This is a genomic window from Clavibacter sepedonicus (assembly GCF_000069225.1).
In the GTDB taxonomy this organism is placed as follows: Bacteria; Actinomycetota; Actinomycetes; order Actinomycetales; family Microbacteriaceae; genus Clavibacter; species Clavibacter sepedonicus.
In genome coordinates, this window is record NC_010407.1 from 1207322 (window position 1) to 1220884 (window position 13563).

The following is a 13563-nucleotide window of genomic DNA, read 5'->3' on the forward strand; positions in this document are numbered from 1 at the left end:
CCGGGACGACGACAGCGCGCCGCGGCCCGAGGGCTGCGGCGCGCTGTCGCGTGCGGGGTGCGGTCCTCGGCGTCAGGCGTCGTCGGACGTGCGGGCCGGGGTGGTGCCGGTCGCGTCGTCGGCGGGGGCGGCGTGCGCGGGCTCCTCGGGGTGGACGGATCCGGCGATGTCGCCCGGGGTCGGCACGTGCGGGGCGTCGGACGTCGTCGGGGCAGCCTTCGCCTTGGGGGCGGCCTTCTTCGCGGCGGCCTTCGGCTTCGCGGGTGCGGGTGCGGGCGCGGGAGCCTCCGTCGGAGCGGTCGCATCGGCCGCCTCGGTCGGGATCGCGACGGGGCCGGTCTCGTCCTCATCGTCGAAGGACGCGAGCGCCTCGTCGCGTGCCTCGGCCGCGGTGAAGACGGCGCGGCGGCCGGCCTCCTCGCCGCGCTCACGGAGGTCCTCGGCCGTCGCCTGGACGCGCGTGCGCGCCTCCTCGGCGGTCTCGACGACGCGGCCGCGCACGTCCTCGGCGGTCTCGGCGACGCGCTGGCCGACCTCGGTGGCCTGCTGGCCGACGCGGTCGACGACGTGCTTGGTCTGGTCCGCGGTGCGGGTGCCGAGGTCCTTGGCGGTGTCGCCGACCCGGCCCGCGATGTCCTGGGTGGTGCTGCCGACCCGGCCCGCGATGTCCTGGGTGGTGCTGCCGACCCGGCCCGCGATGTCCTGGGTGGTGCTGCCGACCCGGCCCGCGATGTCCTGCGTGGTGCTGCCGACCCGGCCCGCGATGTCCTGCGTGGTGGTGCCGATGCGCTCGCCCACCGTGTGCGCGGTGCGGCCGACGGCGACCGCGGCGCCCTGGACGGCGTGGCCGACGAAGTCCGCGACCTCCCGGGCGGTCTCCACCGTGCGCTCGACGACGACGGGGCCCTTCTCGTCGAGCACGGTCTGCACCTGGCGGACGCCGCGCTGCACGGGTTCGCTCGCCCAGACGGTGCGCGACGTGCGCGCGATGCCCTCGTAGCGCTTGCGTCCGGCGCGCGCGCCGAGGACGTAGCCGGTGCCGATGCCGGCGAGGAAGAGGAGACGGTTGATCATCCGTCCAGCCTAGACGCGGCGGTCGTGCGTCGTCCGGGAGCGGCTACGCGTCCGCGTCGCCCTTCCGGCCGGTCGCGTCGTGCAGCTCGTCCGTCTCGGGATCCGCCGCGTCGGGCGCCGACAGGTCGGCGTCCTCGGGGATGGAGTGGTCGTGGATCGGGTCCTGCGGCTGGTCGGTCATGCGATCGACCTTACGCGCGGCACCGATCGTCAGAGGATGCGCGTGTGCGTCGTCAGCGAGCCGATGCCCTCGACGGAGACCGTGACGGTGCTCCCGTCCTTGAGGAAGATCTGCGGGTCGCGCGAGTAGCCGGCGCCGCTCGTCGTGCCCGTGGAGATGAGCGTGCCCGGCTGGAGCGTGGACGACGTGGAGAGGTAGGAGACGAGGCGCGCGACCGTACGGACCATGCCGCTCGTGCGGCCGTCCTGCACCGTCTCGCCGTCGAGGACCGTGGTGATTCGGAGGTCCTGCGGGTCGGCGATCTCGTCGCGCGTGACGACGACGGGACCCGTGGGGGAGAAGCCGTCGAAGCTCTTGCAGCGGCTCCACTGCTGCTCCGAGAACTGGAGGTTGCGGGCCGTGATGTCGTTGACGACCGTGTAGCCGAACACGTGGTCGAGCGCATCCGCCTCGGACACGTCGCGGGCGGCGCGGCCGATGACCACGCCGAGCTCGACCTCGTAGTCGACCTCCTCGCTGAGCGAGCGCGGCCAGCTCGTGGTGCCCTCGTGGCCGGAGAGCGAGTTGGGCCAGAGCGCGAAGACCGTGGGGGCGGAGGCGCTCGTGATGTTGAGCTCCTCGGCGTGCGCGGAGTAGTTGAGGCCCACGGCGTAGACGGCCGGCGGGCGGAGGATCGCGGAGGCGTGCGTGAGGCCGTCCACCGGCGTGGTGTTGGTGCGGCTCGCGACGGCGCGCTCGACGGTCGCGCGGACGCGGGCCAGCTCGTCGTCACCGCGCTCGATGAGGTCCTGCAGGTCGCGCGGGGAGTCGTCGAGCACCTCGTCGAGGAAGAGCGCCTCGCCCTCCGAGACGATCGCGGCCAGTCGGGGGGTCACGCCGTCGTCGGCGAGCAGGTGGGCGAACTTCATGGCACGAGCGTATCGGGCGCGCGCGGGCGGGCGCGGTTGCGGTCATAACGTGCATGGGAAGGTCCGCCTCACCCATCTGCGGTCGTGCGGCTGTGGATCAGCCCTCGCGGACGACCTCGTCGGCCGACTTGTCGTGGCGCCAGCCGCGCCACGACGCCTGGCGCAGGCGGCCCGTCGAGGTCCACTCGGCGAACTCGACCTCGCCGACGAGGCGCGGGGTGACCCAGTGCGCGTCGCGGGCGTCGGCGGCCGGCACGTCGGCGAAGGGGCTCGTCTTCCGCGCGAGCGGGCGGAACCGGCGGAGCGCGTCGGCGAGGTCGCGCTCCGTGAAGCCCGTGCCGACGCGGCCGGCGTAGGCCAGGCCGTCGGGTCCGGGGACGCCCACCAGCAGCGAGCCGATGCCGGATGCGCGGCTGCCGGATCCGGGCCGCCACCCGCCGACCACGACCTCCTGGGCCCGGTGGTGCTTGACCTTCAGTCACGCGCTCGACCGGCGGCCGGACTCGTAGGGCGCGTCGACGCGCTTCGCGACGACGCCCTCGAGGCCGAGCTCGCGGCTGGTGGCGAGCGCGCCGTCGAGGTCGCCGTCGAAGGCGGGCGGGACCTGGATCCGGCCGCGGCCCGGCGACCGGACGGCGTCGAGGAGGGCGGCGCGGCGCTCGCGGTACGGCTCCTCGACGAGCACGCGGTCGCCGATCGCGAGCGCGTCGAACAGCATGAGGTGCACGGGCGCGGCCTTCCGGGCGCGCGCGATCTCCTTCTCGCCCGTGAGGCCCAGCCGCGTCTGGGGGAGCCCGAAGTCGGGACGGCCGCCGGCTCCGAGCACGACGATCTCGCCGTCGAGCACCGCCGCGTCGACGTCGAGCGAGTCGGGCAGCTCGACGAGCTCGGGGAAGGCGGGCGTGAGGTCGACGCCGTTGCGGCTCGTGATGGTCGCCCGGCCGTCGGCGACGACGGCGATGGCGCGGTAGCCGTCCCACTTCATCTCGATGGCCCACTCCTCGTCCGGGTCGAGGTCGGCACCCGTGGCGGCCGTGGCGAGCATGGGGGCGGGGGCGGATGCGGCGCCGCCCCTCCGCCGCGCGCCGACGCGCGTGCGCCTGCCCGCCCTCTCGAGCGACGCGGGGCGCGCGGGCTTCGCGTGCGTCGTCGCCGGGGCGTCGGCCGGCTCCATCAGGTGGATCAGCCAGTTCGCGTCGGCCTTGCCGTGCCCGCCCGTGTGGATGAGCGCGTACCGCCGCGGTCCGTCGATCCCGGTGCCGTCGCCGCGGCCGTGCAGCGTCGCGATGACCTCCTTGCCGTCGCGCCACTTCTCCAGCTCGAAGGTGCCCGCGTCCCAGATGGTGACCTCGCCGCCGCCGTACTCGCCCGCGGGGATCGTGCCCTCGAAGGACCCGTACTCCAGCGGGTGGTCCTCGGTCTGCACCGCGAGGTGGTTCGTGCCGTGCTCGGTGGGGACGCCCTTGGGGAGGGCCCGGCTCACCAGCACGCCGTCGTGCTCCAGCCGGAAGTCCCAGTGCAGCGCGCGGGCGTGGTGCTCCTGGATCACGAACGAGCGGCCCTCCGACGAAGCGGGCGCGTCGGCGGGGACGGGCTCGCTCGTCCTGGCGGCGTCGCGCTTGGACCGGTAGGTCGCGAGGCGGTCGTCCGCGGTGTCCGGCTCCTTGCGCGCGAAGCCCGCGAGCCGCTCGCGCGTCGGCTCCAGGCTCTCGCGGTGGCCCTCCTCGACGGGGGCGAGCGGATCCTGGCGCCTCCGCATCCGCGCGACGACCTCGTCCAACTCCAGATGCCGGAGGCCCGGCGACGCGAGCTCCCGCCAGGTGCGCGGCACCGCGACCGTGGGACGGGAGCGCCCGCGCAGCGAGTACGGCGCGACCGTCGTCTTGGCCGGGTTGTTCTGGCTCCAGTCGACGAGCACCTTGCCCTGCCGCAGCGCCATCTTCATGTCGCTGACCACGAGGTCCGGGTGGTCGGCCTCGAGCGCCCGGGCGAGCTCGTGCGCGACCTCGGAGACCGCGGCGGCGTCGTGGCTGCCGTCGAGCGCGGCGTAGAGGTGGATCCCCTTCGACCCGCTCGTCACCGGGTACGGCTCGAGGCCCATGTCACGGAGGATCGCGCGCGCCGCCTTCGCGACCTCGACGCACTCGGGGAGCCCGGCTCCCGGGCCCGGGTCGAGGTCCAGCACGAGCCGGTCGGGGCGCCGCTCGTCGCCCGTGCGGCCGAACCGCCACTGCGGCACGTGCAGCTCGAGCGCCGCGATCTGCCCGAGCCAGGTGAGCGTGGCGACGTCGCCGACGAGGGGGTAGTCGTTCGTGTGGTCGCGGTGCTGGATCGCGCGCCGCTGCACCCACTCGGGCGTGTGCGCGTCGAGGTCCTTCTGGAAGAACATCTTCCCCGGGTGCTCGTCCGTGCCCACGCCGTCGACCCAGCGCTTGCGGGTCACGGGCCGGTCGCGGAGGTGCGGCAGCATGTGCGGCGCGATGGCCGCGTAGTACGCGATCACGTCGCCCTTGGTCGTGCCGGTCGCCGGGTACAGCACCTTGTCGAGGTTCGACAGCGTGATCCGCCGACCCTCGACCTTCACCTGCTGCCTCTGCCCTGCCATCGCTCCAGCATGGCCCGGGCGGCCGGGCGCGGCCGGGGCGCGGCGGGCGACCGGGTGTTCACTGGATCCATGAGAGCCATCTGGAAGGGCGCCGTCACCTTCGGCCTCGTCAACGTGCCCGTGAAGGTCTACAGCGCGACGCAGGACCACGACGTGCCGCTGCACCAGGTGCACGACGCCGACGGCGGGCGGATCCGCTACCAGCGCCGCTGCGAGGTGTGCGGCAAGGTCGTCGACTACGCCCACATCGACAAGGCCTTCGACGACGGCGACCGCACCGTCGTGATCACCGAGGAGGACCTCTCCGCGCTCCCCGAGGAGAAGAGCCGCGAGATCGACGTCGTCGAGTTCGTGCCGAGCGACCAGGTCGATCCCGTGATGCTCGACCGCAGCTACTTCCTCGAGCCCGACTCCTCGAGCCCCAAGTCGTACGCGCTCCTCCGCCGGACGCTGCAAGAGACCGACCGCACGGCGATCGTCCACGTGACGCTCCGCCAGCGCACCCGGCTCGCGGCGCTCCGCGTGCGCGGCGACGTGCTCATGCTGCAGACGCTCCTCTGGGACGACGAGGTGCGCGAGGCCGACTTCCCGTCGCTGGATGCGGCACCGAAGGTCTCGCCGCGGGAGCTGAAGATGTCGGCGCAGCTCGTGGAGGGGTTCGCGGAGGACTTCGACCCGTCGAAGTTCAGCGACGAGTACCAGGAGCAGCTGAAGACCCTCATCGACGCGAAGCTCGCGCAGGGCGACTCGCTCGACACCGACGCGACGTTCGGGGAGGGCTCCGAGGAGGAGGACGAGGGCGAGGGCGGCGAGGTGCTCGACCTGATGGACGCGCTGAAGCGGAGCATCGAGCGGAGCCGGGGCGGGGGATCCTCGGGGAGGAAGACGGCGGCGCGGAAGGACGCGCCCGCGCGGAAGGCGGCGGCGAAGGGGAAGGCGAAGGTGAAGGCGTCCGACAGCGGGGCCGATCAGGCGGACCGGAAGGCCGCCACGAAGACGGCGTCCGTGAAGAAGCCGGCCGCGAAGAAGCCGGCCGCGAAGAAGCCGGCCGCGAAGAAGGCGCCCGCCGCCGAGAGGAAGAGCGCGTAGCGCTAGCTGTACTGGGTCATGACGTTGGTGACACTCGGGCCGCGGGCGTGAGCCCGTGGCTTGAGTGGATTCGTTCAGTGTTGTAGTGCTCGATGAAGGGGTCAAGCGCGTCGGCGCGGTGTTGGTTGCTGGTGAAGGGTTGCCGGTAGGCCCACTCGGTCGCGAGGGTCCGGTTGAAGCGCTCGACCTTGCCGTTCTGCCAGGGGCAGTGCGGGCGGATGAACTTCTGCCGCGCGCCCAGGTCCTGGACGGCGTTCTTGAACGCGGTCGAGTGCCGGTAGGCGAACGCGTTGTCCGTGATGACCCGCTCGATCCGGGTGATCCCGCGCCCGGCGAAGTACGCCGCTGCGCGGGTCAGGAACCCGGCCGCGGTCGCGCCTTTCTCATCGGGATGGATCTCCGCGTAGGCGAGACGGGTGTGGTCATCGACCGCGGCATGGACGTAATCGAACCCGATCCCGCGGCCGCGGACCTGCTCGCTGCGCCCGTGGACCCGCCAGCCGCCTCCGTCCGGGATCCTCCCGAGCTTCTTCACGTCCACGTGGATCAGATCACCCGGATGCTCGTGCTCATACCGGTGCGCCGTTGACCGGGATGCCCGGATCACGGCCCCGGTGACGGGGTCCAACCATGCCAACGGCGGCGCCCCGTGCCGGCGCAGGATGCGGGAGATCGTACGGGATGGAACACCTGTCACCGGCGCCAGCCGCGCAGGACCCGCCCGCAACTGGGCCCGCGCTTCCAGCACGGCCCGTTCCCGCTCCGGGCTCGTTCGCCTCGGTACTGACCGGGGCCGCGATGACCGATCCGTCAGCCCTCGCAGCCCCTCGGCACGGAACCGGTTCACCCATCGATGCGCGCACTGCCGCGACACCCCCAGCTCCCGCGCGACGTGCGCGACCGGCCGACGATCCTCCACCACCCGCCGCACGAGGAGAACCCTCCCGTGAACCGTCAGACGAGCATTACCGTGGGACATCGAGGCCTCCTGGCGATGGTTGAACTGAACAGCTCCATCAAGCCAGGAGGCCTCTTCACACGCCCCGAAGTGTCACCAACGTCATGGCCGAGTACAGCTAGCACCCGGTGGGAGTCCGCGCGACCCGGAGCCGCCGGGCCCGGCCGCGCCTACGCTCGACGTGACCGCGGCCGCACCCGCGGCGACGACGCCACGAGGAGCCCCATGACCCGCGCGAAGAACGCATCGCGCACGATCCTCATCGTCGTCCTCGGCGCCCTGGTCGCGTCGCTCGGCGGGCTCGCCGCGACCCTCGCGGCGCAGGGGGCGTCCCCGCTCGCGCTCGGGAGCGTCATCGGGATCGCCCTGGTGCTCCTCGTGGTCGTCGGAGCGCTGGGAGCATCGGGCCGCCGTCGGCGGGCGCGCTGACGGATCAGCCCGCGGCCGGAATCCCGTCGGTCATCACGCGCCAGAGGTGCAGGGTCGCGTAGGAGCGCCACGGCGACCACGCGGCGGCGCGCGCGTCGAGGGCGCGCGCCTCGTCGGGGAGCCCGAGGGCGGCGGCACCGCGGCGGACGATGAGGTCGCCGGAGAGCAGGATGTCGGGCTCGCCGAGCGCGCGCATCGCGACGTAGTCGGCGGTCCACGGGCCGACGCCGTGGAAGGCGACGAGCGCCGCCCGGAGCTCCGCTCGCGGCATGCCGTGCTCGATCATGAGCTCGCCCGTCTCGAGGGCCTCGGCGATGCGGGTCAGCGTCGCCGTGCGTCGTGCCGGCCCGCGCAGCAGCTCCGCGCCGTCGCGGGCGATGCGCGCGGCGGTGGGCGGGAGGCGGGTGACGGATCCGTGCGCGACCGACCCGGGCAGGTCCTCACCGAGGTCCGCCGTCATGCGGCGATGGGTGGCGCGTGCGGAGGCGACCGAGATCTGCTGGCCCACGATCGTGCGGAAGAGGGTCGAGCGCGGATCCAGCGTGCCGGGGATGCGGAGGCCGGGCGTCGCGCGCACGGCGGCGGCGAGCGCGGGGTCGCGGGCGAGGTCCGCGTCGATGCGGGCCGCGTCGACGTCGAGGCCGAGCAGGCGGCGCGTGCCGGCGAGGAGCTCGGGGGCGTCGGCGGCGTGCTCGACGCGGGTGGTCACCTCGTCGCCGGGCTCGCGGTCGACGAGGCGCACGGTCACCGTCCCCGCGCCGTGCGCGAGCCGGGCCGACTGCGTGAACGAGGTCGTGTCGCCCTCCTCGGCGCCCGTGACGGCATGCCAGGAGAGGAAGCGGATCACGCCGTCGCCGTCGAAGGGCGCCGGCACCTCGAGCACCGTCCGGGCGACGTGCGCGGGCGCCGCGGCGCCGGGGGAGTCCATGCGCCCAGCCTGCCCGACGCCCCCGACCGCGGCGGGCGCGCGACCTACAGTGGATCGCATGATCGACGACGACGTGATCCGCACCCCTCACACGCCCGCCGACGCCGACGCCGTCCGCGCGGAGCTCGTCGCCGCCCTCGGGGACGTCGTCGCCACCGACCCGGCCTCCCTCGAGGACGCGCGCTCCGACCGGTCCGGCTACCGCAGCCCGGCCGCGCCGATCGCCGTCGTGCACGCGACCGAGGTGGATCACGTCGTCACGACCCTCCGCATCGCGAGCGCCACCGGCACGCCCGTCGTCACGCGCGGCGCCGGCACGGGCCTCGCCGGAGGCGCGACGGCGACCGCGGGCGAGATCGTGCTGTCGGTGCGGGGCATGGACCGGATCCTCGAGGTCAGCGAGGCCGACGAGCTCGCGGTCGTGGAGCCCGGCGTCCTCAACGACGACCTCAACGCCCGGCTCGCCCCGCTCGGCCTCTGGTACTCGCCGGATCCCGCGAGCAAGGCCATCTCCACCATCGGCGGCAACATCGCCACCAACGCGGGCGGCCTGCTGTGCGCCAAGTACGGCGTGACGCGCGAGGCCGTCCTCGCGCTCACGGTCGTGCTCGCCGACGGCCGCGTGGTCGACACCGGGCACCGCACCGTCAAGGGCGTCACGGGCTACGACCTCACCGCGCTCATGATCGGCTCCGAGGGCACGCTCGGCGTCCTCGTGCGCGCGACCGTCCGCCTCCGCCCGCTGCCGACCGCGACGCCGTCGACGGTCGCCGCGTTCTTCCCGGACTCCGCATCGGCGGCCGCCGCGGCCTCCGCGATCACGGCCGCGCGCATCCGGCCGGCCGCGATGGAGCTGCTCGACGGCGGCGCGCTCGAGGCCATCGACGCGTTCCTCGGCACCGACCACTCCACCCGCGGATCCGCCCATCTGCTCGTGCGCTGCGACGGCCCGGATGCGGCGGACGAGGCCGCCCGCGTGGTCGAGGTCGTCGTCGCGGGCGGCGGCACGGCCGACGTGACCGACGACGCCGACGAGGGCGAGCGCCTCCTCGCGATCCGCCGCGCCTTCCACCCGGCGCTCGCCGCCCGGGGACGCGTGCTCATCGAGGACGTCGCCGTGCCGCGCTCGCGCCTCGCGGACATGCTCACGCGGATCCGCGAGATCGAGCGGGAGACGGGCCTCGCCATCCCGACCGTCGCGCACGCGGGCGACGGGAACCTGCACCCCAACTTCCTCCTCCCGGAGGATCCGACCACGCCGGACGGCGACGCGACCGGGATCCCCGATGCCGTCTGGCACGCGGCCGACCTCCTCTTCCACGCGGCCGTGGACCTCGGCGGCACGCTCACGGGCGAGCACGGCGTGGGCCTGCTCAAGCGGCGCTGGCTCGCCGACGAGCTGGGCGACGACGTCATGGGGCTGGCCGCCGGGATCCGCCGCGTGTTCGATCCGCAGGGGATCCTCAACCCCGGCAAGGCGGCCTGAACCCGGGCGAGGCGGCCTGATCAGACGGCGATCCTGCCGGGTGTCCGCGCGCCGAGCCGACCCGGACGGCGGGCGATCCCCTCGGTAGGCTGGCGAAGCCGATCCGCCGAAGAGAGGGCCGTCGTGACCGACCCGTCCGTCCCCGTGACCGCCCACCGTCCCTCGCCGGCCTCGCCGCCGCCGTCCATGGAGCTGCCGACGCCGCACGCGTCGTCGCGGATCACCGCGTCGGCCGTGCTCGGCGTCGTGGGCGTCGCCGTGCTGCTGCTCGTCGGCCTCGTCGTCGCCGCCTACCTCGTGCTCAGCCTCGGGATCCAGGCCGTCGCGATCTGCGCGCTCCTCGCCCTCATCCCGCTCGCCGGCGTGCTCCTCGCCATCCGCTGGGTCGACCGGTGGGAGCCCGAGCCGCGGCTCGCGCTCCTGTTCGCGCTGCTGTGGGGTGCGGCCGCATCCGTGGCGATCGCGCTGCTCTTCGACCTCGTGGCGCAGTACGCGCGCCTCGCGATCGGCGTGCCGACGCAGTACACCGAGTTCCTGCAGCTCGCCGTCCAGGCGCCCGTCGTCGAGGAGAGCGCGAAGGCGATCGGCCTCCTCCTCATCTTCTGGGTCGCGCGCCGCCACTTCGACGGGCCGGTAGACGGCGTCGTCTACGGCGCCACCATCGCGGCCGGCTTCGCCTTCACGGAGAACATCGTCTACTTCGGCGGCCCGCTCGTCTCCGGCACGACCGGCACGCTCGTCGGCACCTTCGTGCTGCGCGGCCTCTTCTCGCCGTTCGCGCACGTGACCTTCACGATGATCACCGGCATCGCCATCGGCTACGGCGCGCGTCGCGGACCCGGTGCGGCCCTCGGCTTCGGCGCGAGCGGGCTCGTCGGCGCCATCGTGCTGCACGCGCTCTGGAACACGGGCGTCACCATCACGGGCGACTTCCTCTCCTTCTACGTGCTGCTGCAGGTGCCGATCTTCGCGTTCCTCGTGACCGTCGTGATCCTCCTGCGCCGCTACGAGATCCACCTCACGCGCCGCCGCCTCCGCGAGTACGCGGCCGTCGGCTGGTTCACGCCCGCCGAGGTCGAGATGCTGAGCACGTGGCAGGGGCGCCGCCGGGCCCGGCTCTGGGCGCGCACGCGCGGCGGTGACGCGGGCCGGGCCATGGGCCTCTTCACGCGCGACGCCACGCGCCTGGCGTTCGCGCGGCAGCGGATGCTCTCCGAGCGGCCCGCCGCGTCCGGCCGGTCGGAGGCCGGGCACCTCGACGACGAGCGGCGCCTGCTGCGCGCCGTCACCGGTCACCGCGAGGCGCTCCTTCGCGGCGGACGTCGCTAGCCGCCCAGCGTCGTGGGCGAGCCGGGCATCCCGTCCGGTGTCGCAGGTCGCGAGTAGCGTCGGAGGCACCACACGAGGAGGCACCACCATGAGCGATGCGAACCAGGACACCACAGGCGGCGACGAGAAGGAGATGCTCGGCTCCTCCACCCCCACGCCGCCCCAGAGCGCCGAGAAGGACCCGAGCACCTGGGTCACGGGCGACGAGCCGATGACGGGCGCGCAGCGCAGCTACCTCGACTCGCTCGCCACGCAGGCCGGCGAGGAGATCCCCGCCGACCTCAACAAGGCGGAGGCGAGCGAGCAGATCGAGCGCCTGCAGGAGAAGAAGGACACCGCGTCGCCGCAGTCGGACGACGCGAGCTGATCCGCGCATGACGGGGACGGGCGGGTGCCGCACAGGCGCCCGCCCGTCGTCGCGTGACGCGGGGGACCGCACGAAGGGGGAGGACGCATGACCACGCTCGTCGGGTACGTCCGCGTCGCGCGCTCCGAGGAGTCCTACCAGGACCAGGTCGATGCCCTCGACGCGGCCGGCTGCGAGCGGATCTTCGTCGACGTCGCCGGAGGCCCCAAGGCCCCACGCCCCGGCCTTCAGGACGCGCTCGACTACCTCCGCGAGAACGACGAGCTGCTCGTCGTGAGCCTCGACCGGCTAGGGCCGGGCACCGCCGACGTGGTGCGGATCCTCAACTCCCTCGAGGCGCGCGGCATCGCCTTCCGCGCCGTCCGCGACGGGCTGGAGGCCGGCACCGCGGCTGGCCGCGGGTTCTTCGCGGCCACGCTCGCGCTCGCGACGGTGGAGGCGACGACGGAGGCCGAACGGCATCGCCGCCGCTCCGGCGACCGGCCCGCGCGCGCGACCCCCGATGCCGGGGAAGAGACGCCCGTCGCACCCGCCTTCCCGTCGCTGCCCAAGGGCATCACGCGGCGGAAGCTCCAGATCGCGGTCGAGGAGCGGTCGAAGGGCCGCGACACCGCGGAGATCGCGCGCGTGCTCGACGTGAGCGAGCGCGTCGTCACGCGCGCGCTCGCCTGGGCGGAGTCGGGGCGCCTGGGCGGCATGTCGCGCTGAGGCCGGGGACGGCCGCGGCGGCTCGGGCTCGGGTCCGCGCGAGCTGGTCCCCGCGACGGAGCGCGTCGGCACCCGCGGCCGAGGTGCCCGGCCCGCCTGTTTCCTAACCTGGGGAGATGACCGGATCCCGCCCCGCGCCCCCACGACGACCGGCGGGTCGTCCCCGGGCGGTCCGCCGTCGCCGCGACGCCGTGCTGGCGGCCGTGGTCGCCACCGCGCTCGTCGGCGTCGGCCTGGTGACCGGGATCCTCCCCTCGCCGGTCGGCGGCGCGTCGGCCGATCCCGCCTCCTGCACCGTCGACGCGCTCACGGCCGGCTGGTCGACCGGCACGCTGCACCTGTCCGCCGCCGAGGTGGACGGCGACGCGGGTGCCGGCGTCCTCGACGTGCGCGGCGACGTGCCGGCCGCCACCGCCAGCACCATGAAGGTCCTCACCGCGGCGGCGGCCGTCGAGTCGCTCGGCCCCGACCGCCGCGTCGCGACCCGCGTGCTCCAGGGCCCGCGCGCCGACACGGTCGTCCTCGTGGGCGGCGGCGACCCGACGCTCAGCCGCCTCCCCGCCGGCACCGACGGCGTCTACCCCGACGCCCCGCACCTCGACGACCTCGCCCGCCAGGTGCTCGACGCCCGACGCGCCGATCCGGACCTCGCCGACGTCCCGATCCGCCGCCTGCAGGCCGACAGCAGCCTGTTCACCGGGCCGGTCTGGCTGCCGGAGTGGCCGCTCGAGGCCCGGCGGGGCGGATCCATGTCGAACATCACGGCGCTCATGGTCGACGGCGACCGCGACGACCCGGCCGAGCCCTACTCGCGCCGCGGCGATGCGGCCGTCGCGCGCGCGGCCGACGCCTTCGCCGCGCTGCTCGGCGACGACGTGGCGGCCGACGGTCCGCTCGTGACCGCGGCGGCCGGATCCGCCGTGCTCGGCACCGTGGAGTCCGCGCCCGTCCGCGACCTCGTCGGCTACATGCTCACCCACTCGGACGGCACGCTCGCGGAGACCCTCGCGCGCCTGGTCTCGATCGAGGAGGGCGCACGCAGCGCGGCCGCGGACATCCAGCGCGGCACGCCCGCCGCCCTCGCGGGCCTCGACCTGCCCGCCGACGGCGTCGTGCTGGTCGACGGCTCCGGCCTGTCGTACGCGAACCGCGTGCCGGCCGCGCTCCTCACGCGGCTCATGGTGCGGGTCGCGGAGCACCGCGGCGACCTCGCCGTCGCCGGGCGCACGGGCACCCTCGCGGAGGGCGGCCGCTTCACGGGCGAGGCGGATGCGGCGGCCGGCCGGATCCGCGGCAAGACGGGCACGCTCGAGCGGATGCACGGGCTCACCGGCATCGCCGACGCGGAGGACGGCACCGAGGTGGCCTTCACCATCTGGGCGGAGGACGTGGATCCGTCCGTCCCCGCGGAGTCCGCCCGCGCCGAGATCGACTCGCTCGCGACCGACCTCCACCGCTGCGGCGGCGCGCTCGGCGGCTGATCCGCTCGCGACCGGCGACG

General features: G+C 74.5%; 12 protein-coding genes and 1 pseudogene. 7 read left to right on the top strand and 6 right to left on the bottom strand.

From position 1 onward, the window contains the following. Window positions 1-72 precede the first annotated feature (72 nt). The 4 genes and pseudogenes from CMS_RS05705 to CMS_RS05715 form a co-directional block, all read right to left on the bottom strand. Complete coding sequence (locus tag CMS_RS05705) at window positions 73-1074, bottom strand: hypothetical protein (protein WP_012298552.1); 1002 nt, start codon at window positions 1072-1074, stop codon at window positions 73-75. 43 nt (window positions 1075-1117) lie between these two features. After that, window positions 1118-1255: a hypothetical protein gene (locus CMS_RS17470; protein WP_012298553.1), complete on the bottom strand. Its 138-nt coding sequence runs from the start codon at window positions 1253-1255 to the stop codon at window positions 1118-1120. Window positions 1256-1284: 29 nt separating this feature from the next. Beyond that, on the bottom strand, window positions 1285-2163 hold the full coding sequence (locus CMS_RS05710; protein ID WP_012298554.1) for a fumarylacetoacetate hydrolase family protein: 879 nt from the start codon (window positions 2161-2163) through the stop codon (window positions 1285-1287). A 97-nt stretch (window positions 2164-2260) separates the two neighbouring features. Next, window positions 2261-4768: pseudogene (locus CMS_RS05715) on the bottom strand (ATP-dependent DNA ligase). A 69-nt stretch (window positions 4769-4837) separates the two neighbouring features. On the opposite strand from CMS_RS05715, the gene ku reads away from it, so the two are divergent. Beyond that, window positions 4838-5857 (top strand): non-homologous end joining protein Ku, encoded by a 1020-nt coding sequence (ku, locus tag CMS_RS05720; RefSeq protein WP_012298555.1) that lies wholly within the window; start codon window positions 4838-4840, stop codon window positions 5855-5857. Between the two features lie 16 nt (window positions 5858-5873). On the opposite strand, the gene CMS_RS16545 is transcribed toward ku, so the two are convergent. Beyond that, on the bottom strand, window positions 5874-6836 hold the full coding sequence (locus CMS_RS16545; RefSeq protein WP_012296866.1) for an IS481-like element IS1121 family transposase: 963 nt from the start codon (window positions 6834-6836) through the stop codon (window positions 5874-5876). 204 nt (window positions 6837-7040) lie between these two features. Between CMS_RS16545 and CMS_RS05730 the strand changes: the two genes are divergently transcribed. Further along, window positions 7041-7244, top strand: a complete 204-nt coding sequence (locus CMS_RS05730) for a hypothetical protein (protein WP_012298556.1) — start codon at window positions 7041-7043, stop codon at window positions 7242-7244. 4 nt (window positions 7245-7248) lie between these two features. Here the strand turns inward: CMS_RS05730 and CMS_RS05735 are convergent, their stop codons facing one another. Then, window positions 7249-8172, bottom strand: a complete 924-nt coding sequence (locus CMS_RS05735; RefSeq protein WP_012298557.1) for a DNA-3-methyladenine glycosylase family protein — start codon at window positions 8170-8172, stop codon at window positions 7249-7251. A gap of 58 nt (window positions 8173-8230) precedes the next feature. Here CMS_RS05735 and CMS_RS05740 point away from each other — a divergent pair, with 58 nt between their 5' ends. From CMS_RS05740 to CMS_RS05760, 5 genes are all read left to right on the top strand, one after another. Beyond that, window positions 8231-9658, top strand: a complete 1428-nt coding sequence (locus CMS_RS05740) for an FAD-binding oxidoreductase (RefSeq protein WP_012298558.1) — start codon at window positions 8231-8233, stop codon at window positions 9656-9658. Between the two features lie 123 nt (window positions 9659-9781). Then, window positions 9782-10987, top strand: coding sequence for a PrsW family intramembrane metalloprotease (locus tag CMS_RS05745; RefSeq protein WP_041464457.1), 1206 nt, complete (start codon window positions 9782-9784; stop codon window positions 10985-10987). Between the two features lie 88 nt (window positions 10988-11075). Beyond that, complete coding sequence (locus CMS_RS05750) at window positions 11076-11354, top strand: DUF3072 domain-containing protein (protein WP_012038756.1); 279 nt, start codon at window positions 11076-11078, stop codon at window positions 11352-11354. Between the two features lie 87 nt (window positions 11355-11441). Beyond that, window positions 11442-12062 (top strand): recombinase family protein, encoded by a 621-nt coding sequence (locus CMS_RS05755; RefSeq protein ID WP_012298561.1) that lies wholly within the window; start codon window positions 11442-11444, stop codon window positions 12060-12062. A 116-nt stretch (window positions 12063-12178) separates the two neighbouring features. Further along, window positions 12179-13543 (top strand): D-alanyl-D-alanine carboxypeptidase/D-alanyl-D-alanine-endopeptidase, encoded by a 1365-nt coding sequence (locus CMS_RS05760; RefSeq protein WP_086935893.1) that lies wholly within the window; start codon window positions 12179-12181, stop codon window positions 13541-13543. The last annotated feature ends 20 nt before the right edge of the window (window positions 13544-13563 follow it).